Source organism: Halorubrum sp. (assembly GCF_046498025.1).
Classification (GTDB): Archaea; Halobacteriota; Halobacteria; order Halobacteriales; family Haloferacaceae; genus Halorubrum.
Window position 1 is genome coordinate 14,330 of the sequence record NZ_JAWOBM010000028.1, and the last position, 26,885, is coordinate 41,214.

Here is a 26,885-nt window from a genome sequence, read left to right on the forward strand (position 1 = left end):
GCCGGTCCGACGCGGTCGTGCCGATCGTCCCGGTCGCCCGTTTCGGGGGTGACCGGTAGTGGCGTTACTCGACATCGGCGTCATGTTCGCCGCGGTCGCGGTCGCCGGCGGGCTCGCGAACCGCCTCGGCCAGTCCGTGATACCCTTCTACATCGTCGCCGGGATGCTGCTCGGGCCGTTCGTCCTCGGGCGGCTCTCGCTGCCGACGCTCGGGACCGTCTACGTCCCCGAGACGGAGTTCATCGCGATCGGCGCGGAGCTCGGGATCGTCTTCCTCCTGTTCTTCCTCGGGCTGGAGTTCAACCTCGACCGCCTGCTCGCGCGGCGGCGCCAGATCGGGACGGCGGGGACGATCGACCTCGCGAACCTCGGGGTCGGGCTCGTCCTCGGCTGGCTCGTCTTCGGCGCGCTCCTGCCCGCCGTGCTGCTCGCCGGGATCGTGTACATCTCCTCGTCGGCGGTGATCACGAAGTCGCTCATCGACCTCGGCTGGATCGCCAACGACGAGGCCGAGCCGCTGCTCGGGACGCTCGTCTACGAGGACCTCTTCATCGCCGTTTACCTCGCCGTGACCTCCGCGCTCGTGCTCGGCGGCGGCGACCTGGGCGCGGCCGCGGCCGACGTCGGCATCGCGATCGGGTTCATCCTCGTGCTCTTGGCCGCGGTCCAGTTCGGCACGCCCGCGTTCGACCGACTGGTGGCGACCGACAACCGCGAGTTCGTCGCGCTCCGGTCGATCGCGACGGTCGTGCTCGTCGCCGGCGCGGCGCTCGCGCTCGGCGTCAGCGAGGCGGTCGCCGCCTTCTTCGTCGGGATGGCGTTCGCCTCGACCGCGTACGCCCACGATATCGAGGCGCTGCTTGAGCCCGTGCGCGACACGTTCGCGGCGGTGTTCTTCTTCTGGATCGGGCTCATCACCGACCCGATGCTGTTCGGGGGCGTGGCGGCGCTGATCGCGCTCGCGGTGCTCGTCACGACGCCGACGAAGCTCGTCACCGGCTTCTTCGCCGGTCGGGCCTTCGACCTCGACACCAGGCGTTCGACCCGCGTCGCGCTCGGAATGACGACCCGCGGGGAGTTCTCGCTGATCATCGCCACGATCGCGGTGAGCGGGGCCCAGGCGGGGACGTTCGACTCGGCGCTCGCCCAGACGATCAACGCCTTCGCGGTCGGCTACGTGCTGGTGATGGCGATCCTCGGCACGACGCTGATGCAGTACTCCAGCCCGTTCGAGTCGTTCGCGGTCTCGTGGCTGGATCGATCGGCGTCGCCGGAGTGACCGACGAGTCAAAGTGACCGACCGGGTCGGAGTGACCCACGAGTCGGAATGACCGACCGGGTCGGAGCGACCGACCGAAACGGACCGGTCGTTTCGATCCGCCTCGGCGTCGTCCCGAGCGCCCCCTCTACTCGTGAATCTTCGCCGCGAACGACGACGAAGAAGTCACACTCCTCGGAATGTGAGAAAGATAGCACGACTGATATTACTTCAAATCCCATATATCATTAATTTTAATGTGTGACTTCCCGACCGTGCTAACGCGATGCAAGCCGTACTACTGGAGGAGTTTCAGGAACCGCTCGAGGTACAGGACGTCGACCGTCCCGAGCCGGAGCCCGACGGAGCCGTCGCCGAAGTCGTCGGCTGCGGGGTCTGTCGGTCGGACTGGCACTGCTGGCAGGGCGATTGGGACTGGTTCGGATACAGACCCGACCCGCCGCACATTCTCGGCCACGAACCGACGGGACGTATCGTCGCCGTCGGCGACGACGTCGAAAGCGTCGAGGAGGGTCAAGAGATCGCGATCCCGTTCAACTTCGCCTGCGGCGACTGCGACATGTGTCGGAACGGACGAGAGAACATCTGCGAGAATCACGTCGGTCTCGGGTTTATGAACGAGGCGCCCGGCGCGTTCGCCGAGGAGGTCCACATCCCCAACGCGGACATCAACGCGGTCCCGCTCCCGAGCGGTATCGACGCGGAGGCGGCCGCCGGGTGCGGGTGTCGGTTTATGACCTCGTTCCACGCGATGGCACACCGGGCCCCCGTGAGCGCCGGAGACGACGTCGTCATCCACGGCTGCGGCGGGATCGGCCTGTCAGCGGTGCATATCGCCAACGCGCTTGGCGGCAACGTCATCGGTGTCGACCTGACCGACGACAAACTGGAGAAAGCCGAGGAGCTCGGGGCCGTCGCCACGGTCAACGCTACGGAGGTCGACGACCCCGCCGCCGAAGTCCGAGACATCACGAACGGCGGCGCCGACGTCTCGGCGGACGCGCTCGGCATCGCGACGACGTGCCAGAACGCCGTCAACAGCCTCCGAAAGGGAGGGACACACGTACAGATCGGGCTGACGACCTCCGAAGAGGAGGGAATGGTGTCGCTGCCGACCGACGAGTTCGTCGCGAAGGAGATCGATTTCAAGGGGTCGCTGGGGCTCCAACCGTCCCGATACAGCGAGATGCTGGACATGATCAGCTCCGGGAAACTGGACCCGACGGCGCTGGTCGAAAAGACGATCGACATCCACGCGGTGCCCGACGAGCTGGCGGCGATGAGCGACTACAACACGCTGGGGATTCCGGTCTGCAACGACTTCAGCAGTTGAATCGTCCCCGTCCGCGATTTTTCGTCCCTCTCGCCGCCGGCTACTCCTCCAGTTCCTCGAACACGGCCTCGACCATCTCGCCGGTGTCGGCGACGATCGCGTCCATCTCTCCGTCGTCCACGGGCAGGCCGAGGAGCCGCGCGGTCTTCATGATCGAGATGTGGTAGACGACCTGCTCGCCGGGCGACTCCTCCCAGATCACCATGTTGCAGGGGAACAGCCCCCCGATGCGCTTGTCGGTCGCGTCGAGCGCCCGGTCCGCGATCGCCGGGTTACAGGCGCCGAGGACGTAGTACGGGTCGCGGTCGGCGTCGACCTTCTTGTTCAGCAGCTCCGACGGGGAGAACTCGACCGGGATGCCGAAGCCGGCGTCGAGACACACCTCGCGGACGCGCTCGACGGCCGACTCGTGGTCCATGGACAGCGTTGTCCGCGTCTCGCCGTACTCCACGGGGTCGAGTTCGTGCGGATCGAAGGGGATCGCCATGCGCAGACTCCGTCTCGCCGGGGCAAAAAGGCCGCGGCGGGGGGACCGGGTTACTCGCTCGCGACCGGACCGCGACCGACGAGCTCTTCGACCTCCGCGACGAACTCGCTGCGGCTCTCGAACAGCGGGACCTCGGAGTCCGCGATCACGTCGTCGAGGTCGCGCGGGCCGTCCGGGCTCCGAACCGCGGCGTCGCCTTCCTGTGCCACCACGTCGCTGCGCTTCGCGGGCCACGTGAGCCGGGACGCGACGCGGGCGATCGGTTCGCCGGCCACGTCCGGTCCGTCGCCGAGCTCGACGGCCGGTTCGCTCTCCTCGGCCTCCTCGTTGTCGCTCATACCCCGCGGTTCCCCTCCGGCGACACTAATGGTTTCGATGCGGATCGGATCCGGCCTCCCACGATTCGCGCCTCCGATTCGGTCGATCGATCGGTTTCTGTTCCTCTCAGACCAGATTACGACCGATCTGTTCGAACCCGCCTCTCGGACTGTCCACCCCTGAACCCGAAATAATTCGGTATCACAACTATACAAGTCGGCAACGACCTCCGATTGCGGAGTAGGCACACGACTCCCGCATCTCGTGTCGGACGCCCGGCGCGTCGGTTTTCAGGACCCCCTCGTCCCATTCCACGTCGCCTCTCGTCCCATTCCACGTCGCCTCTCGTTCCCTCCTCACGCTTCGACGGTCGATCCTCTCACGACGGTCGCCTGACGCGTCTCGGGTCCCGCCCGGACCGATGCGTCCCGGATCCCGCCCGGACCGACGCGGTCACCGCCACCCCCGGTCGGTGTCGTTCAGTCGCTCGCAGCCGTCCGTCGTGACGACGACCAGGTCCTCGATCCGGCAGCCGAACCGGCCGTCGAGGTAGATCCCCGGCTCGACGGAGAAGACCATCCCCGGTTCGAGCTCCCGGTCGTTGCCCGCGACGATGTACGGCTCCTCGTGGACGTCGAGCCCGACTCCGTGCCCGGTCCGGTGGACGAACGCGTCGCCGTACCCCCTCGCCTCGATCGCCTCGCGCGCGGCCCGGTCGACCGCCGCGGCTGTGACGCCCGGTTCGACGGCGTCGACCGCGGCCGCCTGCGCCTCTCGGACCGCCTCGTGGACGCGTTCGTACGCCGCCGGGGGGTCGCCGTCGAAGACGAGCGTGCGCGTCTGGTCGGAGGGGTAGCCGTCGACGCGCGTCCCGAAGTCGAGCACGACGGGCTCGCCTGCCCGGATCTGGCGGTCGCCGTGGCCGTGGTGGGGTTTCGCCCCGTTCGGTCCCGCGCCCACGATCGTCTCGAACGAGACGCCGGTGCCGCCGCGAGCCGCCAGTCGGTCGGCGATCCACTCGGCGAGGTCGCGCTCGGTCATCCCGACCGCGTCGGCGCCCAGCTCGCGGAGGTCGCGCACGGTCGCGTCCGCGACGGCGGCCGCGTCGCGCAGGGCCGTCAGCTCGGCGTCGTCCTTGCGCACCCGGAGGTCGGCGAGGGCCTCGCTCGCCAGTCCCCAGGTCGCGTCCGGCGCCGCCGCGCGGAGGTCCTGCGTGAACGTCGCCCACATCGTGTCGTCGACGAGGAGCCGCCCCTCGCGGAGGGAGAGGTCGGCGAGCAGGTCGCGCACGGCCGCGACCGGATCGTCGCCGTCGGCCCACGTCCGGACGGCCGCGACCGTCGTCTCCTCGCGCACCTGCGACTCGTACAGCGTCGGAACCAGGAGCGTCGGGGCGTCGCGGGCCGGCGGGTCGCCGGAGCGGTCCGCCGCCGGCACCGCGAGCAGGAAGTGCCGCTCGCCCGGCTCCTCGTCGAAGCCGGTGAGGTACTGGAGGTTCCGGCTCGGGAAGCAGACGAGCCCGTCGGCGTCCTCGTCTCGGAGCAGCGCGGCGGCGCGCCGCCGTCGGTCCGCGTGGATGTCCTCGGCCATGAACGACCTCGGTAGGGCGGTCGCTTATAAGTAAGGACTCGCTGACGGGGGTCAAACGACGGATAACAATACCGGTCGTCGCGCTACGGTGAGCCATGAGCCTCGACGACGCGTCAACGTTCGACTGTCCGGAGTGCAACGTGACCTCCCCCTCGGCGTCCGTCCGGTACGACAGCCTCGGCTACGCGGTCTGTCCGGTCTGCTCGCACGCGACGAGTCCCGCCGGGGAGGAGTGACTCGCCGGTCCGGCTCCCCCGACCGCGCCCGAACCGCGCCGTTTTAGCCGCCGCGCCCGCCCCGTGAGGTATGAGCTGGTCACTGGGACGCGAGGACGAGGCGATCACCGAGTGGGAGCGCTCCGACGGCTACGCGACCGTCAGGCTCCGCGAGCGCGCCGACGGCGGGTTCGTCGTCCGCCTCGACGTGATGGAACAGGCCGTCGACGAGTCGGCTTACGAGCGCGAGCGCTTCGACGGCCGCGAGGCCGCGCTCGACCGCGCCGCCGAGTGGCGCGACGAGCGGACCCTCGAGGACTGACCGAGGAGCGCCGCTCTCCGTCTGATCCTTTTTAAACCAGTTCCACGTCGTCGTCGAGGAACGCCTGGCACTCGACGGTCCGCCCGTCCGGATCCTCGGCGAAGAACTGGTAGATGTCGTACCGCTCGTTCTCGCGCGGCGTCTCGACCGCGCTCGGGGCGCTCGCGTCGTCGCGACGGTCGCCGGCCCGGGCGAGGTCCTCGCGGACGTCGTCGACCGCCTCGCGATCGGGGTAGACGAACGTGAGGGTCCCGCACGTCTCCGTCTCGTCGCGGTCGCAGAAGCCGAACAGGAAGTTGTCGTAGCGCAGGATCGTGCAGTCCGGCTGTTCGAGCCACGTCTCGGCGCCCAGCTCCTCGCGGTAGAAGTCGACCACGCCGCCTCGGTTCTCCGTCCCGTAGAAGACGATTCCGGACATGCCCGACCGGTCGCGTTCCGGTCACTTCACCGCTCCGGGTGGATCGGCGCGTCGAACCCGCCCCTGACCAGCGGCTTCGCGACGTGACGCCGGGCGCTCGGGGGGACCTCGTACCAGCCGGGCTCCAGCTCGCGGTCGACCTCGCGGTCGACCTTCCCGGGCGCGGCGGTGCCGCAGTCGCGGCAGCGGTACCCCTGGTCCCGCCCCGCCGATGACATCGATCGGCCGCAGTCCGGACACGTCGGCACGGCCGCTTCGGTCCGCACGAGGTCGCGCACCGCGAACTTCTCCAGTTTGAGCGTCGACGTCGGCCGTTTCATGTTCCCCGTCGCTGCCTCGTCGCTCGCCCCCTCCGAGCCCGCCGCCGACCCCCGCCGCTCGTGTTCGCCGCACAGCGTCACCCGGTCGCCGGGGCGGAGGGCGCGCACGCGGTCGCGGAAGCGGCCGGTCGGCGCGAACGCGACGCAGCGGAGGCGGTCACCGGCGTTCGCGGGGCGCTCTGCTCCGGGCGCCGCGACGTCGAGGTGGACGTGACCCCCTCGTTTCGTCTCCGGGTCGGTCGCGACCACGCCGGCGACCCGGTAGCCCGCGCCGTCGCGGAGGGCGCCGATCCGCTTGGGCGCGAGGTGGGTGTCGGTGCCCTGGTTCGTGAGGAAGGTCGCGGCGCGCTCCACGGGCTCGCTCTCGATGGCCTCGGCCACGTCCCGGCACACTGCCGGGTCGTCGCCGCGGATCCCGTGGAGGATCGGGCCGGGGGCGTTGGGGACGCAGACGGCCGCCCCCGTCTCGCGTTCGACGGTGTCCCAGACGGTCGGGTACCCCGCGTCGGCCGCGGCGAAGACGCTCTCGACGTCGACCTCGCGGGGCGTCCCGCAGCGGTCCAGCTCCCGGTAGGAGATCCGCTCCGCCGTCCAGTCGTCGAACGCCGCCGGCGCGCCGACCGCCGCGAGCGCGCCGATGCGGCCGCGACCGGCGACGGCCGACCCCTCCGTCTCTCCGCCGGTGCCGAACGCGGCGTGGCGGTAGCCGTGCGCCTCGGCGAGCGACACCGCCTCGTCGAGGGACAGCCGGTGACGGAGCGCGCGGCGAGCGAAGTCGGCCACGTCGCCGGGGATCCGCGGCGCGGACGCGGCGTCGTCCATCGCAGCGGTACGGGAGGATCCTGGCGCGAACGGGTCGCCCGCGACGTCAACGTCGGCGACCACGACGCCCGGCGAGGTCCGCGGGTCGTCGGCGGCGGCGAACTCCCGGACGGTCTTCGCGGCGAGGTCGAACGCCGTCGTCGCGTCCACCCCCGAGGCGTGGACCGCGACGGCGGCGTTCCCTCGGGTCTTGTGTTTCACGGCGGGGTTCAGCCGGACGAGGAGTCGGCGACGGACCGCCCCGCCGACCGAGTCGAGGCGCTCGGCGAGCCGCGCGCCGACGTACGTCGTGCACATCCCTCGCTCGCGGGAGTCGGTGTCGTCGACGGCGACGATGGGCATACGCGCCCTTGCCCGTTCCCGGACAAACCGGTTTCGCCCCGCAGTCCGGCCGCGGTCACGGGCGTCGGCCGCCCTCGATTCGAGAGTCGGTATTTAACCCCTCCGACGGCGATCGCGGGAAAACCGCAAGCGGGCGGTGATTTCGGACGGATTCAAGTGACACAACGCATATATACGGCGAGCCGCTTATTTTCGGGCATGTCCCGGACTGCGCTGATCGAGAACGTCACCGCGATGCTGGAAGACGCGGGCTTCCTCGTCAGCGACCGGTGTGCGGTCCGGCCCAAGAGCTTCGACGTGGCGGCCCGGCGCGGCGACGACCTCCTACTCCTGAAGATCCTCGGCAACGTCGACGCCTTGGACGCGGAGACGGGCGCCGAGATGCGCCGGCTCGGGGAGTACCTGCTCGCGACGCCGATGGTGATCGGCATCCGGACCCGCGACGAGGAGCTGAAGCCGGGCGTCGTCTACTTCCGGCACGGCGTCCCGGTCATCAACCCCGACACGGGGTACGACCTGTTCGTCGAGGGGATGCCGCCGCTCATCTACGCGGCCCCGGGCGGGCTGTACGTCAGCCTCGACGGCGACCTCCTCGCCGACGAACGGGAGGAACGCGGCTGGTCGCTCGGTCGGCTCGCGACCGAGTTGGGCGTCTCCCGGCGCACCGTCTCGAAGTACGAGGACGGGATGAACGCCTCCATCGAGGTCGCGATCCAGCTCGAAGAGCTGTTCGACGAGCCGTTCTCCAGCCCGGTCGACGTGCTGGACGGCGCGGACGACGTGCGCGACGCCGAGCCGACCCCGTCGGCGCCCGAGACCGACCCCGACGACGAGCACGTCCTCCACGTGCTCACCAACGCCGGCTTCACCGTCCACCCGACCGCCCGCGCGCCGTTCAAGGCGGTCTCCGAGGACGACCAGCGCGCCGAGGCCCGCGTGCTCACCGGCCACTCGGCGTTCACCCCCGCCGCGGAAAAGCGCGCGCGCATCATGTCCTCGATCGGCGAGGTCGCCCGCACGCGGTCCGTCTACTTCACCGAGGAGGACGAGAAGCGCGAATCGGTCGACGGCACCGCGTTGGTCTCCTGCGAGGAGCTCGCGGGCATCACGGACCCCGAGGAGATCCGCCAGCTCATTCGCGACCGCGCGGAGGCGCCGTCCGAGGCCTGAGCCGACCGGGGGCGTTCGACGCCCTCACCGGCCGAACAACCGACTGAAAAAGCCGCCGCTCTTCTCGTCGTCGTCCGCCGGTTCGACTTCGTCATCGCTCTCCTCGTCGGCCTCGCCGCCTTCGTTGCTCTCATCCTCCGCCGAGCGACCGGCGTTCCTCGTCCCGCTGTCGTCGTCGCGGAACGGGATACTTCCCGCGAGTTCGTCGTCGGTGTCGCTCGCCGTCTCGTCGGCGGTCGCGCCGTCAGCCGTCGCGGGTTCGTCGTCCGTCGCGGGTTCGTCGTCCGTCGCGGGTTCGTCTTCGACTGCGACTCCCTCGTCAGCCGCGACCGACTCGTCGTCGTCACCCGGCGTGGGTTCACCGTCGTCGTCCGAACCGGTCGCTCCCGCGCCTTCGAACGCCTCGGCCTCGTCGTTGTCCTCCTCGATCATCGCCTCGAGGTCGTCGCCGTCGACGTGCTCCTCACCGACGGTTTCCGTCTCTCCGGGTACCGTCGGTTCCGGGGGAGTCACCCCACCGGTCGACTCGTCGTCGTCGGCCTCGGGATCGGGGACCGCCATCTCTGCGTCCGCCTCCGCGACGGGGGCCTCGTCGGCGACGGCGGTGTCCTCCTCGTCGCTCGCGTCGCTCAGTCCCCCCGTCTCCGCGTCGGCGACGACGACGTCCTCGTCTTCCGAGTCGCCGGCGTCGTCGGTGTCGTCGGTATCGACCGTGTCGTCGGTGTCGTCCGCGTCTTCGGTGTCGTCCGCGTCGGCCGTATCGTCCGCGCCGCCTGGCGGCGACGCGACTGCCGCAACCTCGTCTTCGTCGTCTTCCTCGGCGTCGCCTTCGGATCCGCCGGACCGGGGGTCGCCTTCGTCGGCGTCGTCCGATCTCCCCCTGCCGCCGTCGTCGCGGTCGGCGCTCTCCGGTTCGTCGGCGCTCTCCGGTTCGTCGGCGCTCTCGCCGACGTCGCCGAGTCCGGCTCCCTCGATCGCCGCGCCGGTCAACGCCCGCGTGAGATCCCGGTAGGCGCGGGTCGCGGGCGCGTCCGGCGCGAACGTCGCCAAGGGGCGGTTCACGGCCGCCGCCCGCACCACCGCGTCGTCCTCCGGGATCCTGCCGAGGACCGTCGCGTCGAGCACGTCGCCGACGTCGTCGAGCCCGTGAGGGCCCGCCTCGCCGGCGTCGGGATCGACGCGAGTGATCGCGGCGCCGGCGACCGCGCCGCCGAGCCGCTCGGCGAGCTGCCGGGTCTTTTCCGTGTCGCCGAGGGCGCTCCGTTCGGCGGTCGAGACCAGCAGAGTCTCGTCGGCGATCGCGAGCGGGAGACTCGAGTCGTGCGAGAGCCCCGCACCCGCGTCGACGAACACGTAGTCGGCGTCCTCGAAGGCCGCGACCGCGTCGGCGAGCCCGGCGGGGTCCGCGGCCGCGTACGCGTCGAGGTCGTCCGCGCCGGGAACGACGCGGAGGCCCGCCGGTCCCTCGTGCACCGCGTCGGGCGGGTCGGCCCGTCCCGCGAGCACGTCGTGGAGCGTCGTCTCGCCGGGCGTCACGCCCAGCGCGCCCGCGAGGTTCGCCATGCCGATGTCGGCGTCGATCGCGACGACGTCGGCGCCGGAGCCCGCCAGGATCGTCGCCATCGCCGCGGTCGTGGTGGTCTTCCCGACCCCACCTTTCGCCGACGCGACCGCATACACCGTTGCCATACGGTGACGGTCCGGCGACTGGTACTTAAATGTAGGCGGCGGCCGTCGGTCGTCGCTCGCCACCCACGGCGGTTCGCCGTCGATACCGGCCGCAGGGCCCGCGTATTTTCGCAAACACCTTATACGTCGCTCGTGGAGTTTCAGGCGATTAGTAGTATGGCGAGACCAGAGGTGCTCGACCGGATCAAGGAGGCTGAACGGGAGGCGGACGAGATCATCGCGACGGCGGAATCGGACGCCGACGAGCGCCTCGCCGAGGCTCGAGCGCGCGCGGACGAGATCCGCGCCGAGGCCGAGGAGGAGGCCGAGTCAGAGGCCGAAGCGCGGCTCGAGGCGGCCCGCGAGGAGATCGAGGAACGGCGGGAGAAGATCCTCGAGGCTGGCCGCTCCGACCGCGACGAGCTCGAACGCGAGGCCCGTGAGCGCGTGGATTCGGCCGTCGACTACGGGGTCGAACGGTTCGAAGAAGCGGTGAACCAACAGGCCGAGGAGGCGGTGGATGCTCAGGCCTGAGCGGATGAGCAAGGTGTCGGTGACTGGCTCGAAGCGTGTCATCGACGACGTCATCGAGGCGGCGTACGACCACCACTCGCTACACGTCACGGACTACGACGAGCGCTACGAGGGATTCGCGCCCGGCGAATCGCTCGAGGGCGCCGAGACGGTGAACGAGCGGCTCGTCACCGTCCGCGCGCTGGAGAGCGTCCTCGACGTCGATGGCGACGAGGTCGACGCGGTCCGCGCGCTCGACGACGAGGAGCTCGAACGCGAGCTCGCGGAGGTCCGCGAGCGCGTCAACGAGCTCGACGACCGCCGCGACGAGCTCCGGACCGAGATACGCGACCGGGAGGAGGAGATCGACCGGATGGAGCCGTTCGCGGACCTGGGGATCGAGCTCGATCTCCTCCGCGGCTACGACTCGCTCGAGGTCATCGTCGGCGAGGCCAAGCCCGACGCCGTCGAGGCGACGCTCGCCGACGCCGACGGGATCGAGGCGTACGAGGTGTTCGCCGGGGGCGACGTCGTGGCGATCTTCGCGCGACCCGCCGACGAGGCCGAGGAGGGCGTCCTGCAGGACTCGCTCGTCGGCGTCGACATCGCGCTGCTGGAGGTGCCCGACGCAGAGACCAGCCCCGCCGAGTACGTCGCGGAGCTGGAACGCGAGTGCGAGGACCTGCGCGCCGATCTCGAAGCGGTGGAGGACGACCTCGCGGCGACGAAGGGGGAGGCGGCCGCGTTCCTGCTTCGCGCCGAGGAGCAGCTCACCATCGAGGCCCAGAAGAAGGAGGCGCCGCTCTCGTTCGCGACCACCGAGAACGCGTTCATCGCCGAGGGGTGGATCCCGACGGACACCTTCCCCGACTTCGAGGCGACCGTCGCCGACGCCGTCGGCGACCACGCCGAGGTCGAGGAGCTCGAACGCGCCTCGTTCACGCCCGACGGCGAGCACCACACCGAAGCCGTCCGCCGCGACGACACCGACGCCGGGTCGGCGGACGGAGACGGCACGGCCGCCGACGCGGCGGACGCAGCCGCCGAGCGCGAGGCGGCCACGGACGGCGGCCACGTGGGCCACGGCGACGACGACCCGCCGGTCGTCCAGGACAACGGGGGCGCGGCCGGCCCCTTCGAGCTGCTCGTGCAGGGGTTCGGACGACCGAAGTACTCGGAGTTCGACCCGACGCTGCTCGTCTTCCTCACCTTCCCGCTCATGTTCGGCTTCATGATCGGCGACGTGGGATACGGCGTTCTCTACGCCGCGATCGGCTACTTCCTGTACAGCCGATACGAGGGGACGTTCCGCGAGCTCGGCGCCGTCGCGATGTGGGCGGGCGGCTTCACGATCCTGTTCGGGATCTACTTCGGGATCGACGTGTTCGGCTACCACGCCTACCCGCTCTTCGGCCTCGACTGGCCCGTCGACGGGAAGGGGCTCTCGCCGGCCGACCTCGACTGGGGGCTGGCGTTCCTCGTGGTCAGCGTGCTGTTCGGGATGATACACCTGAACGTGGGACACGCCCTCTCGTTCGTGAGCCACTACCAGCAGCACGACCTCAAACACGCGCTGTACGAGGGCGGCTCGTGGCTCCTCATCCTCAACGGCGCGTGGATCTGGATCTTCAGTCAGCACCTGCCGGGTCCGAAGCCCGACTTCCTCTTCGAGTCGGTCTCGATACTCACCTTCGGGACCGTGTCGTTCGCCGGATTCCCGGTCGCGGTCGGGATCGGGGGACTCGTGGCCGCCGCGGTCGGCGTGGGGCTCCTCGCCGTCGGCGAACCGGCCGAACTCGCGGAGGTGCTCGCGCCCATCGTCAACGTCATCTCGTATGCCCGGATCATGGCGGTGCTGCTCGCGAAGGGCGGGATGGCGCTCGCGGTGAACCTGCTCGCGTTCGGCGCGTACATCGACGGAGAGGGCGAGGGGAGCTTCCACTTCATCTTCACGCCGGAGTACCTCTCGTACGTCCAGGAGCACTCCGTCGCGAACGGCGGCGAGTACGAGCTCGTCTTCGCGGGGCTGACGACGGCATTCGAGCCCGGGCTCGTCGGCGTCGTCGCGCTCCTCGCCGGCATCGCCGTGGCGTTCGTCGGCCACGTCGTCGTCCTCCTGCTCGGCGTCACGTCGGCCGGCATTCAGGCCGTGCGTCTCGAGTACGTCGAGTTCTTCGGGAAGTTCTACGAGGGCGGCGGCGAAACCTACCGACCGTTCGGGTACGACCGGCAGTACACCACCGAGGACGACTAGAGACGCCTCCGAGAACGACTAGTCGGCATCCCGTTCGGACGCGTTCGGAAACTCGCCCCGGCCGGGTACGACGCCACCGCGCCGGGTACGACGCCACCGCGCCGGGTGCGACGCCACCGCACGATTTCGCTCCCGTCTCCGCCGCGATTTCGACGGGACGACACCTCCGTCAGTCGCTGCTTTCTCTCCCGTTTCGTTCGCGCTATTCGGTCGTTTTGGGAAGCTTTATGACTACTGTGGAGGCAAATAGCAACTGTTCGGAGACGAGCAACCGCAACTACTACCAATGCTTGAAGCTACCAACGCACTCGGGAACGCCGTACTGTCCACCGGAGGAACCCTCACCGACCCCAGCGCCGCCGCGGCGCTCGCCGTCGGGCTCGCCGCCCTCGGTGCGGGCTACGCCGAGCGTGGTATCGGTTCGGCCGCCGTCGGCGCGATGGCTGAGGACGACGACCTCTTCGTCAACGGGCTCATCCTGACGGTGCTTCCCGAGACGATCGTCATCCTCGCACTCGTCGTCGTCTTCATCGTCTAAGCGGTACTTCCTTTCACACCAATGAGTTTGGACACTGTCGTTGAGGACGTTCGAGACGAAGCCCGCGCGCGTGCAGAGGAGATCCGCGAAGCGGCGGAGTCCGAGGCGGACGAGATCATCGCCGAGGCCGAGGCCGACGCCGAGCGGATCCGCGAGGAGCGGCTCGCCGAAGTCGACAGCCAGATCGATCAGGAGCGCGAACAGACGCTCTCCTCGGCGAAGCTCGAGGCCAAACAGGAGCGGCTCGGGGCCCGCCGGGACGTCCTCGAAGACGTCCACGACGAGGTCGAGGCGGCGATCGCCGGCCTCGACGACGACCGTCGGCGCGAGCTGACCGAGACGCTGCTCGACGCGACCCTCGCCGAGTTCGACGACGACGACGCCGTCGCCGTCTACACTCGCGCCGAGGACGTCGAGCTCCTCGAGGAGGTCGTGGCCGACCGCAACGCCGAGGTCGACGGCGAGGTCGACTGTCTCGGCGGCGTGGTCGCCGAGAGCGACACCTCTCGCGTTCGCGTGAACAACACGTTCGACTCGGTCCTGGAGTCCGTCTGGGACGACGAGTTGAAGAACATCTCGGAGCAGCTGTTCGACCAATGAGCGCCGCCGGGAGCTCGAACCCAGAGTACGTCGTCGCGCGGGTTCGCGCCCGCCGCGGCAGCCTCTACGGCGACGAGGAGTACCGGAAGCTGACTCGAATGAGCCCGGCCGAGATCGCCCGGTTCATGGAGGAGTCGAGCTACGGCCGAGAGATCAACGCCCTCGGGAGCCGCCACAGCGGCGTGGACCTCATCGAGTACGCGTTGAACCGGAACCTCGCCCACCAGTTCGAGGGGATCTTGGACTGGAGCGAAGGATCGCTGTACGACCTCATCGCCCGATACCTCCGCAAGTTCGACGCGTGGAACGTGAAGACGGTCATCCGCGGCGTCTACACCGACGCGGACCAGTCCGCCATCGAGGTCGACCTGATCCGCGCCGGCGAGTTCGACGACCGGCGGATCCGGCGGCTGTTGGAGGCCGACTCCATCGACGCCGTCGTCGACGTGCTGGAGGACACGATTTACGGTCCGCCGCTCCGCGAGGCGTACGCCGAGTACGAGGAGACGGACGTCTTGGTGCCGCTCGAGAACGCCGTCGACCGCGCGTTCTACGAGCGGCTCCTGTTCGGGCTCGGCGGCGACGAACCCACCCAGCAGTACGAGGCGTTCCTCAAGGCGGAGGTCGACTTCCGGAACGCGAAGAACGCCCTCCGGCTCGCCCGGTCGGGCGCGGACGTCGACCCCGCCGCGTACTTCATCGAGGGCGGTGAGCTGTTCACCCGCGACTCGCTCGCGCGGCTCGCGCGGAACCTCGACGAGCTCGTGGAGTACATCGCGGACAGTCAGTACGCCGACGAGCTCGGCCCGGCGCTGCGCGAACTCGAGGAGGCGGACAGCCTCATCTCGTTCGAGCACGCGACCGACGCCGCGCTGTTGGCGTACGGCGACCGGCTCGGTACGATCCACCCGGTGTCGGTCACCCCGATCATCTCCTACATCCTCGCGAAGGAGCGCGAGGTGGAGAACATTCGGGCGATCGCGCGGGGCAAGGAGGCCGGTCTGTCGGCCGAGGAGATCGAATCGGAGCTGGTGATAACATGAGTCAGGAGATCGCCGTCGTCGGCAGCCCCGAGTTCACCACCGGGTTCCGGCTCGCCGGCGTGCGGAAGTTCGAAAACGTCCCGGACGACGAGAAGGACGAGCGGCTCGACGACGCCGTCGAACGGACCCTCGACGACGAGGACACCGGCATCATCGTGATGTACAACGACGATCTCGACTACCTCTCGCGGGGGACCCGCGAGGCGGTGGAGGGAAGCATTGAGCCCGTGCTCGTCACGCTCGGCGGCGCCGGCGCCGGCAGCGGTGGGCTGCGCGACCAGATCAAACGAGCCATCGGGATCGACCTGATGGATGAGGAGGACTAATATGAGTAAAGCAGAATCCACGGAGACCACCACAGCGGAAAAGGGTGTTATCCAGAGCGTGAGCGGTCCGGTCGTGAGTGCCCGCGACCTCGACGCCCGCATGAACGACGTCGTCTACGTCGGCGACGAAGGCCTCATGGGGGAAGTGATCGAGATCGAAGGCGACATCACGACCATTCAGGTGTACGAGGAAACCTCCGGGGTCGCCCCCGGCGAGCCCGTCGAAACCACGGGCGAGCCGCTGTCGGTCGACCTTGGTCCGGGCATGCTGGACGCCATCTACGACGGCGTTCAGCGTCCCCTGGACGTGTTGGAGGGCAAGATGGACAGCCCGTACCTCGACCGCGGGGTCGACGCGCCGGGCATCGACCTCGAGAAGAAGTGGGAGTTCGAGCCCGCCGTCGAGGTCGGCGACGAGGTCGGCCGCGGCGACGTCGTCGGCGTCGTCGAGGAGACGGTCACCATCGACCACAAGGTGATGGTCCCGCCGGACGCCCTCGAGGAGGGCGAGACCACGGAGGTCACCGCCATCGAGTCGGGCTCGTTCGACGTCACCGAGACGGTGGCCGAGCTCGCCAACGGGACGGACATCTCGATGCATCAGGAGTGGCCCGTCCGCGAGGCGCGCCCCTCCGAGAACAAGAAGACGCCCCGGACGCCGCTGGTGTCCGGGCAGCGCATCCTCGACGGGCTGTTCCCCATCGCGAAGGGCGGAACGGCCGCGATCCCGGGCCCGTTCGGCTCCGGGAAGACGGTCACGCAGCACCAGCTCGCGAAGTACGCCGACGCGGACATCATCGTCTACGTCGGGTGCGGCGAGCGCGGCAACGAGATGACCGAGGTCATCGAGGACTTCCCCGAGCTCGAGGACCCGGCCAACGGCAACCCGCTGATGGCCCGGACCTCGCTCATTGCGAACACCTCGAACATGCCCGTCGCGGCGCGTGAGTCCTGTATCTACACGGGAATCACGATCGCGGAGTACTACCGCGACATGGGGTACGACGTCGCGCTCATGGCCGACTCCACCTCGCGGTGGGCGGAGGCGATGCGCGAGATCTCCTCCCGGCTTGAGGAGATGCCCGGTGAGGAGGGGTACCCCGCGTACCTCGCCGCCCGGCTCGCGCAGTTCTACGAACGCGCCGGCTACTTCGAGAACGTCAACGGGACGGAGGGGTCCGTCTCGGCGATCGGCGCCGTGTCGCCGCCCGGCGGCGACTTCTCCGAGCCGGTCACCCAGAACACGCTACGCATCGTGAAGACGTTCTGGGCGCTCGACGCGGACCTGGCGGAGCGCCGCCACTTCCCGTCGATCAACTGGAACGAGTCGTACTCGCTGTACAAGAACCAGCTCGACCCGTGGTTCGAGAACGAGGTCGCCGACGACTGGGCGGAGCGGCGCCAGTGGGCGGTCGACGTGCTCGACGAGGAGACCGAGCTGCAGGAGATCGTCCAGCTCGTCGGGAAGGACGCCCTGCCCGACGACCAGCAGCTCACGTTGGAGGTCGCTCGCTACCTGCGTGAGGCGTACCTCCAGCAGAACGCGTTCCACCCGGTCGACACGTACTGCCCGCCCGAGAAGACGTACCTCATGCTGACGACGATCCAGAAGTTCAACGACGAGGCGTTCGACGCCCTCGAAGCGGGCGTCCCCGTCGAGGAGATCGTCGACACCGACGCGGCCCCTCGGATCAATCGGATCGGTGTCCAAGAGGACTACGAAGCGTACACCGAGGAGCTCAAAGCGGAGATAACCGAGGAACTCCGGAGCCTCTACTAACATGAAAGAGTATCAAACCATCACCGAGATCAGCGGCCCCCTCGTGTACGCCGAGGTCGACGAGGCGATCGGCTACGACGAGATCGTCGAGATCGAGACGGCACAGGGGGAGACGCTGCGCGGACAGGTGCTCGAATCCTCGGAGGGCGTCGTCGCCATCCAGGTGTTCGAGGGCACCTCCGGTATCGACCAGAACGCGTCCGTCCGCTTCCTGGGCGAGACGATGAAGATGCCCGTGACCGAGGATCTGCTCGGCCGGGTCCTCGACGGCTCCGGCCGCCCGATCGACGACGGCCCGGAGATCGTCCCCGAGGAACGTCAGGACATCGTCGGGGCGGCGATCAACCCGTACTCCCGGGAGTACCCCGAGGAGTTCATCGAGACCGGCGTCTCCGCGATCGACGGGATGAACACCCTCGTTCGCGGCCAGAAGCTCCCGATCTTCTCCAGCTCCGGCCAGCCGCACAGCGAGCTGGCGATGCAGATCGCCCGACAGGCGAGCGTGCCGGAAGAGGAGGAGGGGGAAGGCGAGGAGAGCTCCGAGTTCGCCGTCATCTTCGGTGCGATGGGGATCACGGCCGAGGAGGCGAACGAGTTCATGGAGGACTTCGAGCGCACCGGTGCGCTGGAGCGCTCCGTCGTCTTCATGAACCTCGCGGACGACCCCGCCGTCGAGCGGACGGTCACGCCGCGGATGGTGCTCACCACGGCCGAGTACCTCGCCTTCGAGAAGGGGTACCACGTCCTCGTCATCCTGACGGACATGACCAACTACTGCGAGGCGCTCCGCGAGATCGGGGCGGCCCGCGAGGAGGTCCCGGGTCGGCGTGGCTACCCCGGATACATGTACACCGACCTGGCGCAGCTGTACGAGCGCGCCGGGCGGATCCAGGGTCGTGAGGGGTCGGTGACGCAGATTCCGATCCTCACGATGCCGGGCGACGACGACACCCACCCGATCCCGGACCTGACCGGGTACATCACGGAAGGGCAGATCTACGTCGACCCCGACCTGAACAGTCAGGGGTTACAGCCCCCGATCAACGTCCTTCCGAGCCTGTCGCGGCTGATGGACGACGGGATCGGCGAGGGGCTCACCCGCGCCGACCACGCCGACGTGAAAGACCAGATGTTCGCGGCGTACGCGGAGGGCGAGGACCTGCGCGACCTCGTGAACATCGTCGGTCGCGAGGCGCTCTCGGAGCTCGACAACAAGTACCTCGACTTCGCGGACGCGTTCGAGTCCGAGTTCATCGACCAGGGCTTCGACCAGAACCGCGACATCGAGGAGACGCTGGAGATCGGCTGGGACCTGCTCTCGATGCTCCCGAAGGACGCCCTCAACCGGATCGACGAGGAGTTCATCGAGGAGCACTACCGCGGGGAGGACTCCGAGCGCGAAGTCGTCGAAGCGGCCGACTGACCCCGCGCTTTCTTTCAGTTTCGCCCGCGAATAGCGATCGCGCGAGCGACGCGACGCGGTCGCTCCCCCCGTTGCTCCTCGCGACCGCGCCCCTCTCACAGCGCTCCTCGCGACCGTCACGGTCGCCCGTCTCCTCCTCGCACGCCACGTCACGACTGAAAAGAATTATCCGCCTCGGAGCGGAACGTTCCCCCAATAAGATGGCCAAGGACGTCAAACCGACGCGGAAGAACCTGATGGCGATCGAGGACCGCATCGACCTCTCCGAGCGCGGTCACGACACGCTCGAGCAGAAGCGTGACGGCCTCATCATGGAGTTCATGGACATCCTCGATCAGGCACAGGACGTCCGCTCGGACGTGTCCGAGAACTACGAGACGGCCCAGCGCACGATCGACATGGCCCGGGCGATGGAGGGCGACGTCGCCGTCCGCGGCGCGGCCGCGGCGCTGAAAGAGCACCCGGAGATCACCACCCAGTCGAAGAACATCATGGGCGTGGTCGTCCCGCAGATCGAGTCCTCGAAGGTGAAAAAGAGCCTCGACGAGCGCGGGTACGGGCTGCTCGGCTCCTCGGCGCGGATCGACGAGGCGGCCGACGCCTACGAGGAGCTGTTAGAGAAGATCATCCTCGCGGCCGAGGTCGAGACGGCGATGAAGAAGATGCTCACGGAGATCGAGACCACGAAGCGCCGCGTGAACGCCCTGGAGTTCACGCTCCTCCCGCGCCTCTACGAGAACCAGGAGTACATCGAGCAGAAGCTCGAGGAGCAGGAGCGCGAGGAGATCTTCCGCCTGAAGAAGATCAAGGCGAAAAAGGAGGAAGAAGAGAAGGAGGAGAACGCGGAAGCCGCCGCCGAGGCGGTCGCGATCGAGGAGCCGGAACCCGCGGACTGACCGGCTCCGCCGAACCGCCCAACGCTCGCAGACCGATCTCGCACCGGTCATCTCGCTTCGCATGTCCTGTCCCCGCTGTGACGCCCCTCTCGTCGCGTTCACCGTGCCGCCCGTGCTCCGCGAGCACGCGCCGGCCGCGACGACCGCGATCTGCACTCGCTGTCTGCGGACGTTCGCGGTCGGCGAGGGAGGCGACGTCGCGGCCGCGGAGACGTCCGCAGGCGACGTCGCGGTCGAGGGGACGCCCTCTGACACCGACTTCTCCGCCGTCGATCCCGCGTTTCCAGACGACGAGGCGGGCGTGGCGCTCGCGCTCGTCTGCGGTCACTTGGAGTCGTTCGCGCTGAACCGCGCCTCGATCGAGGCGCTCGTCGACCACGCGGAGCGGTCGGGCGCAGACGTCTTCGCGTTCTTCGAGCGGCTCGACGCGCCCGACGCCGCCTTCGACCTCGACCGGCGGCGAGCGGCGCTGCTCGACCTGTTGTGATGCCTCGGCGGGCGCCGTTTCAGGTGTCGTCGACGTCGACGCCCGGCGGGTCGTCCCACTCGTCGTCGGCCTCGTCGTCGGCCTCGGTTCCGGCCGGACCGAGCGACTCCTCGCCTCGCCGCCGCTCGTGGACGGCGAACCCGGCCGTGCGCGAGTCGCTCCCGCCGGCGTAGGGGTCCTCGGACGGGTCGTACGACTGTTCGTCGCGCTCGAAGAGGTACGCGAAGAGACCGAACAGCGGGACGACGAAGGCGATGAGCGCCCACTTCCGGGGGTTCATCCCGCGTTTCGGCGCGTCGACGTAGACGTACGCGGCGAAGCCGACGAGCCACGCGAGCGGGACGCCGACGAGGATGGCGACGACCAGGGGTTGCATACGTTCGCTTCGGGCTCGTCGGCTTAAACACACGGGTGGATTTCGCCCCGCGCCGGCGCTCGCGTGCGGTCTGCGTCGGCGATCCGCGGGGACGGCGGCGTTCCCGCGGCGCCCCCGATCCGGCCGGCCGAAGGACACTACTCGACGGAGTCCCTACCGGTCTCATGCAGCTGTTCTGGCACCGACGCGACCCGCGCACTCGTGACAACGCCGGGCTCGCGGCGGCCGCGCGAGCGGGGACTGTCGTCCCCGTCTTCGTCTACGACGCCGACCTGTTCGCGACGGTGGGAGCGCGCCAGCGGGCGTTCTTCCTCCGACACGTGAAGCGGCTGGCGGCGCGCTACCGAGAGCTCGGGAGCGACCTCGTCGTCCGCGCGGGCGACCCCGACGTGGTCCTCCCCGACCTCGCCGACGAGTACGACGCCGAGACCGTCTTTTACAACGAGTACTACCGCCCGGCTCGCCGCAATCGCCAGCGGGCGGTCGAGGAGGCCCTCGCGGACGCCGGCGTGGAGACGGACGCGCGGACCGACGCCGTGCTGGTCGATCCGAGCCGGCTCGAGGCGCGGTACGCGACCCACAGTCAGTTTCACCACGACTGGGAGGCGGTCCCGAAGCGGGACCCGTATCCGGAGCCGGAGTCGGACGCGCTCGCGGCCGTGCGCGACGGGAAGACGGTCCCCGAGCCGGACGCCGACATCGACCTCCCGGCCGCGGGGTACGAGGCCGCTCGCGAGCGGTTCGACGACTTCATCGACCACGGGATCACGTCGTACGCCGACACCCGCGACGACCTCCGGCGCGCCGTGAAGGCGCCCACCCACGCCGTCTCGCGGCTCTCCCCGTACCTCGCGACCGGCGCGATCGGGATCCGCGAGGTGTGGGCCGGCGCGAGCGACGTCTACGAGGCCGTGACGGGCGACGAGCGACGCAACGTCGACAAGTACCGGTACGAGCTGTCGTGGCGCGAGCAGATGTACCACCTGCTCTACTACACCCCCGATCTCGGGGTGTCGAACTACAAGTCGTTCCCGAACGAGATCGCGTGGCGCGACGACGAGGAGGGGTTCGAGGCGTGGACGCGCGGCGAGACGGGCTACCCGCTCGTCGACGCCGGGATGCGCCAGCTGAACGCGGAGGGGTACATCCACAACCGCCCGCGACAGGTCGTCGCGAGCTTCCTCACCAAACACCTCCTGATCGACTGGCGGCGCGGGGCGCGCTACTTCACGAAGCAGCTGATCGACCACGACTACGCCTCGAACCACGGCGCGTGGCAGTGGACCGCGTCCACCGGCACCGACTCCGTCGACGTCCGCATCTTCGACCCGGTGAGTCAGATGGCGAAGTACGACGACGGCGCGCACTTCGTGAAGGCGTACGTCCCCGAACTCCGCGACGTGCCCGCGGGCAAAATCGTCGACTGGCCCGCCCTCTCTCACGGAGAGCGCGGGGACCTCGCCCCCGACTATCCGCACCCGATCGTCGACCGGAACGGGGGGTACGAGCGCGCCCAGCGCGTCTTCGAGGAGGCGCTCGGAAAGCGGTGAAGGGCGGCCATTTATAAATAAACGAGGCGGTCGGCGCGCGCCTCCGAGCGGCCGATAGGCCACGAGGAGCGCGCGCGAGGGACGCGGTGAGCGCTCGAAGAGTGCGAACCGCGAGGCTGGGGAGGTGTGAGGTGCGGTGTGGGGCGGGGCTCAAAGGGGCAGCCGCGAGGAGCGCGGAGGCGTTCACGAGAGCTTTGCTCTCGTGAGCCAATCAGAACGCGAGGCGTTCTGATGACGACGTAAGCACCGCAGGGAGCGAGCGGAGTGAGCGACCGAGGAGCGTGGTTCGAGAGAGCTTTGCTCTCTCGTCATCACGAAAGGCGCTCCGCGCCTTTCGAACGACAGCGAGCGTGCGGGCTCCTCGCGGCTGGGGCTTTGGAGGTGCTCTCCGTCGAGTAACCAGATGTGTATAAGCGAGCGGCTGGGGCTTTGGCGGTGTTCACCGCAGATCTGCCATCGACACCGACTATTCATATGGGAATACGGGACCAGTCAGCGCCCTCGTCTCCGTACCTTCGCCCGATCCGACGGTTTAAAACTCTCACCTCGGCAATCACCCGGTAATGAGTCTCGTCGTTACCGACACCCTGGCAGACGAGCGCGTCGAGTTCACGGCCGACGGCGACGTCACGCTGTACGTCTGCGGCCTGACGGTGTCGGACGACCCCCACCTCGGGCACGCCCGCCTGTGGTTCCACGCCGACGTCCTCCACCGGTGGCTCGATCACCTCGGCTACGACGTGCGCCACGTCGAGAACGTCACCGACGTCAACGAGAAGATCACGGCCCGCGTCGGCGAGCGCGACGAGTGGGCCGAGGAGCGCGACGTGGCCGAGGCGTTCACCGCGACCACCTTCGACGCGATGCGCGGGCTGAACCTCCTGCGCGCGGAGGTGTACCCCCGCGTCACCGAACACGTCCCGGAGATACGCGAGCTCGTCGCGACCCTGATCGAGAAGGGGTACGCCTACGAGTCGAACGGCTCCGTCTACTTCGACGTCACGACGTTCGACGACTACGGGAAGCTCTCGAACCAGGACGTCGACGAGCTGGAGGCGCAGGGCGAGCCGGACGAGCGGTCGGAGAAGCGCAACCCCGCCGACTTCGCGCTGTGGAAGGCCGGCGGCGTGAGCGAGACCGCCGCGCGCGAGCACGCGAAACACGACCACGGCGACGCGGTCCCCGAAGGCGAGACGTGGGAGTCGTCGTGGGGCGAGGGGCGCCCGGGGTGGCACGTCGAGTGCTCGGCGATGTCGACGACGCACCTCGGCGACACCCTCGATATCCACATGGGCGGGCGCGACCTCGTCTTCCCCCACCACGAGAACGAGATCGCGCAGTCGGAGGCGGCCACCGGTGAGACGTTCGCCCGCCACTGGCTCCACGTCGGCCTGCTGGCGATGGAGGGCGAGAAGATGTCCTCCTCGATCGGCAACTTCTGGACCGTGCCGGACGCCCTCGACGAGCTCGGCGTCAACGTGATCCGGACCTTCTACGCCGGGGCCGCCTACCGCTCCGAGCAGGCGCTCACCGAGGAGACGATCGCGGAGGCCGAGGAGCGCTGGGAGCGGCTCTCCCGGACCTACGACCGCGCCGTCGACGCGCTCGACTCCGTCGACGCCAGCGCGAAGGCGACCGACGAGGACCTCCGCGCGGCGGTCGGGACGGCCCGCGACGACTTCGCGGCCGCGATGAACGACGACCTGAACCTCCGGGAGGCGACCGCCGCGCTGTTGGAGCTCACCGACGCGGTGAACCGACACGTGGACGAGGCGGGCGCCGGGGCCGGCGACGACCCCCCCGCGTACGACTACCGCGGGCTCCGCGAGGCCGTGGAGGCGTTCGAGGAACTCGCCGGCGACGTGCTCGGCCTCCAGTTCGAGACCGAGACGGACGGCGATGTGGAGCTGGCCGGCGAGCTGGTCGAGCTCGTGCTGGACGTGCGCGAGGCGGAGCGCGAGGCCGGCAACTACGAGCGCGCCGACGAGCTCCGGGACGCGCTCCGCGAGGTCGGCGTCGAGATCGAGGACGGGCCGGACGGCGCGACGTACCGGTTCGAGTAGGGCCGCACGGAGCGGGCGGACGTCGAACGACCGGCCGGAGGAGCCCCCCATCGCCGAGAGGGCCGGCCCTCAGTCCACGGTCACGTAGACGAGAAAGGCGATTCCGACGAACTCCAGGACCTGGAGGTACATCATCGCCCGGACCGCCGGCGTCGACATCGCCGGCGGGTTGAGGTAGTAGAACAGCGCGAGCGCGTTCTCGGCGAGGAGAAACAGCGCGAACACCGCCGAGCCGAGCGTGTGCTTCGACCGGATCGTGAGGTAGTTGCGTCCCCAGATCCCGACGAGGACGAGCAACAGCAGTATATTGACCCCGGCGGCGACCCGCGCCACGTCGAGCATTACCGTCATCGCGCCTCCCCTCCGTCGATTGCTGCGTTCCAGATTCGCGTCATACTCACTCCACCTGATCGATAATTTTCTCGACAGTCTCCCAGTGGTTCCGGGCCCGCTCTGTCGGTAGGTACACGGCTCCGTAGTTCTGTTCGGTGCTCTCGACGACGTCGTTCTTCTCCAGCACGTCGAGGTGGTGCCTGACGGTCTTGTACGCGAGATCGAGCTCCTCGGCGAGCTGGTTGGCGTTTCGCGGCCGTTCGTCGAGCGCTCGGAGCAGACGGGCCCGGTTGGGTCCCCCCCGTGTTCCCGCTAACACCTGCCAGAGCACCGGCTCCATCGACTGCACACATCGCAACTGCGACATATAAATACGTGGATACGCGAACCGGGCGAACGGAGGGGGCGCGACGTCGGCGGGGACCATCAGGGAGTCGGCCGGCTACGGGAGCAACACGCCGTTGATGACGTGGATGATCCCGTTCGAGGCCTCGATGTCCGTGGCGACGATCTCGGCCTGACCGTCGTTGAGCATTTTGCCGTCCACGTCGATTTTCTCACCGTTCAACATCTCGATTTGCGGGGCATTAATTACAGAGTCGGCGTTCCGACGTCCGTTCGTCACGTGATACAGAAGGATGTCCTCCAAATTGTCAAGCTGTAACAGGTCTTCGACTTCGACTTCCAGTTCGTCGGCCAGTGCTTCGAACGCCTCGTCGGTCGGGGCGAACACGGTCAACTGACGGTTCCCGCTCAGCGCGTCGACGAGTCCCGCCTGCGTCACCGCGTCGACGAGCACGTTGAAGTCGTCGGCCGCGACGGCCACGTCGACGATGGTGTCGCCCTCGCTCGGTGGCTTGGCCGCGGCTGAGCCGACGCCGCCGAGTAACGCTACTGTTCCCGCACCGATGCCCTTGAACGCCGTTCTTCTGTTAATGTCCATGGGATGTACCCACTGACGTAGACGTTTCAGTATGTAATCAACTATTTGCTGAAAGTAACCGTACTGTGACCACAGAGAGGCCCAAATCTCAGCAGGAGTTGCCGGTTGTATCGCCGTCGGGGGTCCCGTTTCGGCTCGGCGCCGGTACCGCGCGCGGACGCGTCTACTCCAACACGTGCTGCGTGTCGTACGACCCGAGCACGCGCACCCAGCCGTTGTCGGCGATGGCCTCGATGTCCTCGACCGCCTTCGCCATGTGGTCCTCGTAGAGCCCGGCGTCGACGTCGAAGTGGAACAGGTAGTCGCCGAGGCGCTCCCCGCTCGGGCGCGACTCGATCCGCGAGAGGTTGAGGTTGCGGTCGGCGAACGCCTCCAAGAGTTCCAGCAGGAGCCCCGGGTAGTTCGCGTTCGGGTAGACGATCAGGGTGGTCTTCCCTCCCGCGTCGGAGCGGGCCGACGCGGGCGCGACGACGAGGAACCGAGTCGCGTTGGAGGTGCGGTCCTGGATGTCCTCGGCGAGGATATCGAGGTCGTCGCCGGCGTTGTCCGGGTGACCGATCCCGGCGACCCGGGCGTCCTCGCGGGCGCGCTCGACGCCGCGAGCCGTCGAGGCGACCGCTTCGAGCCCCACGGAGGGGTACTGTTTCTCCAGCCAGTTGCGGCACTGCGCGAGCGCCTGCGAGTGGCTGGCGACGACCTCGAACTCCGGGCCCTGCGCCAGGAGCGCGTGCCGGATCGGCGTGACGATCTCGCGGGTGACCGCGACGTCGTAGTCGGCCAGCGCGTCGAGGCTCTCCGTGACGGAGCCCTCGATGCTGTTCTCGATGGGGACGACTCCCCGCTCGAACTCGCCGGCCGCGACGGCGTCGACGATGGCGGTGACCGACTCGCGGAACGACACCTCGGCGGCGACGGCCCGCGCCGCACGGTGTGAGTACGTGCCGGCGGGACCGAGCGTGACGGCGTTCATCGACCCTACCTATCAGACGGCATTAAAAAAGCGTGCGGGTCGAACGAACACTGTCGCGCGACGCGGTCGGGCCGCGCTCGAGCCGCGGTCGTCGCCGAGACCGGCGAGCCACCGCGGCTCGCCTGGGCCCTCACTCAGTCCCCGTCGGCCGGCACCGCCGCCAGCGCGTCCTCGACGACCCGGACCGTGGTCGCGCCGTCGCGACGCCCCACGACGACGACGAGCGCGTCCCCGGCGACCCCCGCGGCCGCGACGGCGACGCCGACGGCGTCGAGGCGGCGGAGGACGGTCGCGAGCGCCCCGGCGTCGACGTCGCCGGTCGCGAGAACGGCCGTGTCGCGTCCCTCGGGGACGACCGCCGCGCCGCCGACCCGGAGGAGGGAGTCGGCGTCTGTGGCTTCGGCGTCGTCCGCGTCCTCGCTCAGCCCCACCCCGCTCCGCATCGATACCCTCGCCGCGCGCTCGGCGGTCGCGTACGCGGGGAGCTCCTCGCGGAACCGGCGGAG

At 69.0% G+C, this 26,885-nt stretch carries 29 protein-coding genes; 17 read left to right on the forward strand and 12 right to left on the reverse strand.

Annotated features, from left to right (window positions below; translation table 11 throughout):
• The first annotated feature begins 58 nt into the window (after positions 1-58).
• Positions 59-1,279, forward strand: a complete 1,221-nt coding sequence (locus tag R6U01_RS06480; RefSeq protein ID WP_410285646.1) for a cation:proton antiporter — start codon at positions 59-61, stop codon at positions 1,277-1,279.
• A 265-nt stretch (positions 1,280-1,544) separates the two neighbouring features.
• A complete protein-coding gene (locus tag R6U01_RS06485; protein ID WP_410285647.1) occupies positions 1,545-2,612 on the forward strand; it encodes a zinc-dependent alcohol dehydrogenase family protein in 1,068 nt (355 codons plus the stop codon).
• Between the two features lie 40 nt (positions 2,613-2,652).
• Here the strand turns inward: R6U01_RS06485 and R6U01_RS06490 are convergent, their stop codons facing one another.
• The 3 genes from R6U01_RS06490 to R6U01_RS06500 form a co-directional block, all read right to left on the reverse strand.
• Positions 2,653-3,099: a DUF302 domain-containing protein gene (locus tag R6U01_RS06490; protein ID WP_410285648.1), complete on the reverse strand. Its 447-nt coding sequence runs from the start codon at positions 3,097-3,099 to the stop codon at positions 2,653-2,655.
• Positions 3,100-3,149: 50 nt separating this feature from the next.
• Positions 3,150-3,437: a DUF5789 family protein gene (locus R6U01_RS06495; RefSeq protein WP_410285649.1), complete on the reverse strand. Its 288-nt coding sequence runs from the start codon at positions 3,435-3,437 to the stop codon at positions 3,150-3,152.
• Between the two features lie 433 nt (positions 3,438-3,870).
• A complete protein-coding gene (locus R6U01_RS06500) occupies positions 3,871-5,007 on the reverse strand; it encodes an aminopeptidase P family protein (protein WP_410285650.1) in 1,137 nt (378 codons plus the stop codon).
• Positions 5,008-5,102: 95 nt separating this feature from the next.
• Between R6U01_RS06500 and R6U01_RS06505 the strand changes: the two genes are divergently transcribed.
• Entirely contained in the window at positions 5,103-5,243 is a 141-nt protein-coding gene (locus tag R6U01_RS06505) for a hypothetical protein (RefSeq protein ID WP_410285651.1), read from the forward strand.
• Positions 5,244-5,313: 70 nt separating this feature from the next.
• Positions 5,314-5,544: a hypothetical protein gene (locus tag R6U01_RS06510; RefSeq protein WP_410285652.1), complete on the forward strand. Its 231-nt coding sequence runs from the start codon at positions 5,314-5,316 to the stop codon at positions 5,542-5,544.
• A gap of 31 nt (positions 5,545-5,575) precedes the next feature.
• Here R6U01_RS06510 and R6U01_RS06515 read toward each other — a convergent pair whose 3' ends face one another.
• Both R6U01_RS06515 and R6U01_RS06520 read right to left on the reverse strand, forming a co-directional pair.
• Complete coding sequence (locus tag R6U01_RS06515) at positions 5,576-5,962, reverse strand: VOC family protein (RefSeq protein ID WP_410285653.1); 387 nt, start codon at positions 5,960-5,962, stop codon at positions 5,576-5,578.
• 26 nt (positions 5,963-5,988) lie between these two features.
• Positions 5,989-7,446 (reverse strand): DUF1743 domain-containing protein, encoded by a 1,458-nt coding sequence (locus R6U01_RS06520; RefSeq protein WP_410285654.1) that lies wholly within the window; start codon positions 7,444-7,446, stop codon positions 5,989-5,991.
• Positions 7,447-7,644: 198 nt separating this feature from the next.
• Here R6U01_RS06520 and R6U01_RS06525 point away from each other — a divergent pair, with 198 nt between their 5' ends.
• Positions 7,645-8,616: a transcriptional regulator gene (locus R6U01_RS06525; protein WP_410285655.1), complete on the forward strand. Its 972-nt coding sequence runs from the start codon at positions 7,645-7,647 to the stop codon at positions 8,614-8,616.
• Between the two features lie 24 nt (positions 8,617-8,640).
• On the opposite strand, the gene R6U01_RS06530 is transcribed toward R6U01_RS06525, so the two are convergent.
• A complete protein-coding gene (locus R6U01_RS06530; protein WP_410285656.1) occupies positions 8,641-10,305 on the reverse strand; it encodes a P-loop NTPase in 1,665 nt (554 codons plus the stop codon).
• Between the two features lie 156 nt (positions 10,306-10,461).
• Between R6U01_RS06530 and ahaH the strand changes: the two genes are divergently transcribed.
• The 10 genes from ahaH to R6U01_RS06580 all read left to right on the forward strand — a co-directional run bounded on the left by ahaH (position 10,462) and on the right by R6U01_RS06580 (position 20,144).
• Positions 10,462-10,818 (forward strand): ATP synthase archaeal subunit H, encoded by a 357-nt coding sequence (gene ahaH / locus R6U01_RS06535; RefSeq protein WP_410285657.1) that lies wholly within the window; start codon positions 10,462-10,464, stop codon positions 10,816-10,818.
• A 4-nt stretch (positions 10,819-10,822) separates the two neighbouring features.
• Positions 10,823-13,051 carry a V-type ATP synthase subunit I gene (locus R6U01_RS06540; protein WP_410285674.1) on the forward strand — a complete coding sequence of 743 codons (2,229 nt, stop codon included), beginning with the start codon at positions 10,823-10,825 and terminating at the stop codon, positions 13,049-13,051.
• Between the two features lie 286 nt (positions 13,052-13,337).
• Entirely contained in the window at positions 13,338-13,589 is a 252-nt protein-coding gene (locus tag R6U01_RS06545) for an ATP synthase subunit K (RefSeq protein ID WP_066412079.1), read from the forward strand.
• Between the two features lie 21 nt (positions 13,590-13,610).
• On the forward strand, positions 13,611-14,189 hold the full coding sequence (locus R6U01_RS06550; RefSeq protein WP_410285658.1) for a V-type ATP synthase subunit E: 579 nt from the start codon (positions 13,611-13,613) through the stop codon (positions 14,187-14,189).
• Positions 14,186-15,232 (forward strand): V-type ATP synthase subunit C, encoded by a 1,047-nt coding sequence (locus R6U01_RS06555; RefSeq protein ID WP_410285659.1) that lies wholly within the window; start codon positions 14,186-14,188, stop codon positions 15,230-15,232. Before R6U01_RS06550 ends, R6U01_RS06555 begins: the two co-directional genes overlap by 4 nt.
• Positions 15,229-15,558 (forward strand): V-type ATP synthase subunit F, encoded by a 330-nt coding sequence (locus R6U01_RS06560; RefSeq protein ID WP_410285660.1) that lies wholly within the window; start codon positions 15,229-15,231, stop codon positions 15,556-15,558. Before R6U01_RS06555 ends, R6U01_RS06560 begins: the two co-directional genes overlap by 4 nt.
• 1 nt (position 15,559) lies before the next feature.
• Complete coding sequence (locus tag R6U01_RS06565; protein WP_410285661.1) at positions 15,560-17,338, forward strand: ATP synthase subunit A; 1,779 nt, start codon at positions 15,560-15,562, stop codon at positions 17,336-17,338.
• A 1-nt stretch (position 17,339) separates the two neighbouring features.
• A complete protein-coding gene (locus R6U01_RS06570) occupies positions 17,340-18,761 on the forward strand; it encodes a V-type ATP synthase subunit B (RefSeq protein ID WP_410285662.1) in 1,422 nt (473 codons plus the stop codon).
• A gap of 200 nt (positions 18,762-18,961) precedes the next feature.
• Positions 18,962-19,657: a V-type ATP synthase subunit D gene (locus R6U01_RS06575; RefSeq protein WP_410285663.1), complete on the forward strand. Its 696-nt coding sequence runs from the start codon at positions 18,962-18,964 to the stop codon at positions 19,655-19,657.
• A gap of 61 nt (positions 19,658-19,718) precedes the next feature.
• Positions 19,719-20,144: a DUF6276 family protein gene (locus R6U01_RS06580; protein WP_410285664.1), complete on the forward strand. Its 426-nt coding sequence runs from the start codon at positions 19,719-19,721 to the stop codon at positions 20,142-20,144.
• A 19-nt stretch (positions 20,145-20,163) separates the two neighbouring features.
• Here R6U01_RS06580 and R6U01_RS06585 read toward each other — a convergent pair whose 3' ends face one another.
• A complete protein-coding gene (locus R6U01_RS06585; protein WP_410285665.1) occupies positions 20,164-20,520 on the reverse strand; it encodes a hypothetical protein in 357 nt (118 codons plus the stop codon).
• A gap of 164 nt (positions 20,521-20,684) precedes the next feature.
• On the opposite strand from R6U01_RS06585, the gene R6U01_RS06590 reads away from it, so the two are divergent.
• Entirely contained in the window at positions 20,685-22,070 is a 1,386-nt protein-coding gene (locus R6U01_RS06590) for a cryptochrome/photolyase family protein (RefSeq protein WP_410285666.1), read from the forward strand.
• 563 nt (positions 22,071-22,633) lie between these two features.
• The gene (gene cysS / locus R6U01_RS06595; protein WP_410285667.1) at positions 22,634-24,133 is read left to right on the forward strand and encodes a cysteine--tRNA ligase; all 1,500 of its coding nucleotides are present in this window, start codon (positions 22,634-22,636) and stop codon (positions 24,131-24,133) included.
• Between the two features lie 69 nt (positions 24,134-24,202).
• Here the strand turns inward: cysS and R6U01_RS06600 are convergent, their stop codons facing one another.
• From R6U01_RS06600 to R6U01_RS06620, 5 genes are all read right to left on the reverse strand, one after another.
• Positions 24,203-24,475 carry a hypothetical protein gene (locus R6U01_RS06600; protein ID WP_410285668.1) on the reverse strand — a complete coding sequence of 91 codons (273 nt, stop codon included), beginning with the start codon at positions 24,473-24,475 and terminating at the stop codon, positions 24,203-24,205.
• A 55-nt stretch (positions 24,476-24,530) separates the two neighbouring features.
• Positions 24,531-24,806 carry an ArsR/SmtB family transcription factor gene (locus tag R6U01_RS06605; RefSeq protein ID WP_410285669.1) on the reverse strand — a complete coding sequence of 92 codons (276 nt, stop codon included), beginning with the start codon at positions 24,804-24,806 and terminating at the stop codon, positions 24,531-24,533.
• Positions 24,807-24,908: 102 nt separating this feature from the next.
• Positions 24,909-25,409: a fasciclin domain-containing protein gene (locus tag R6U01_RS06610; protein ID WP_410285670.1), complete on the reverse strand. Its 501-nt coding sequence runs from the start codon at positions 25,407-25,409 to the stop codon at positions 24,909-24,911.
• A 163-nt stretch (positions 25,410-25,572) separates the two neighbouring features.
• A complete protein-coding gene (pheA, locus tag R6U01_RS06615; RefSeq protein ID WP_410285671.1) occupies positions 25,573-26,379 on the reverse strand; it encodes a prephenate dehydratase in 807 nt (268 codons plus the stop codon).
• Between the two features lie 134 nt (positions 26,380-26,513).
• The coding region (locus tag R6U01_RS06620) for a hypothetical protein (RefSeq protein WP_410285672.1) at positions 26,514-26,885 on the reverse strand (372 nt) is incomplete at its 5' end.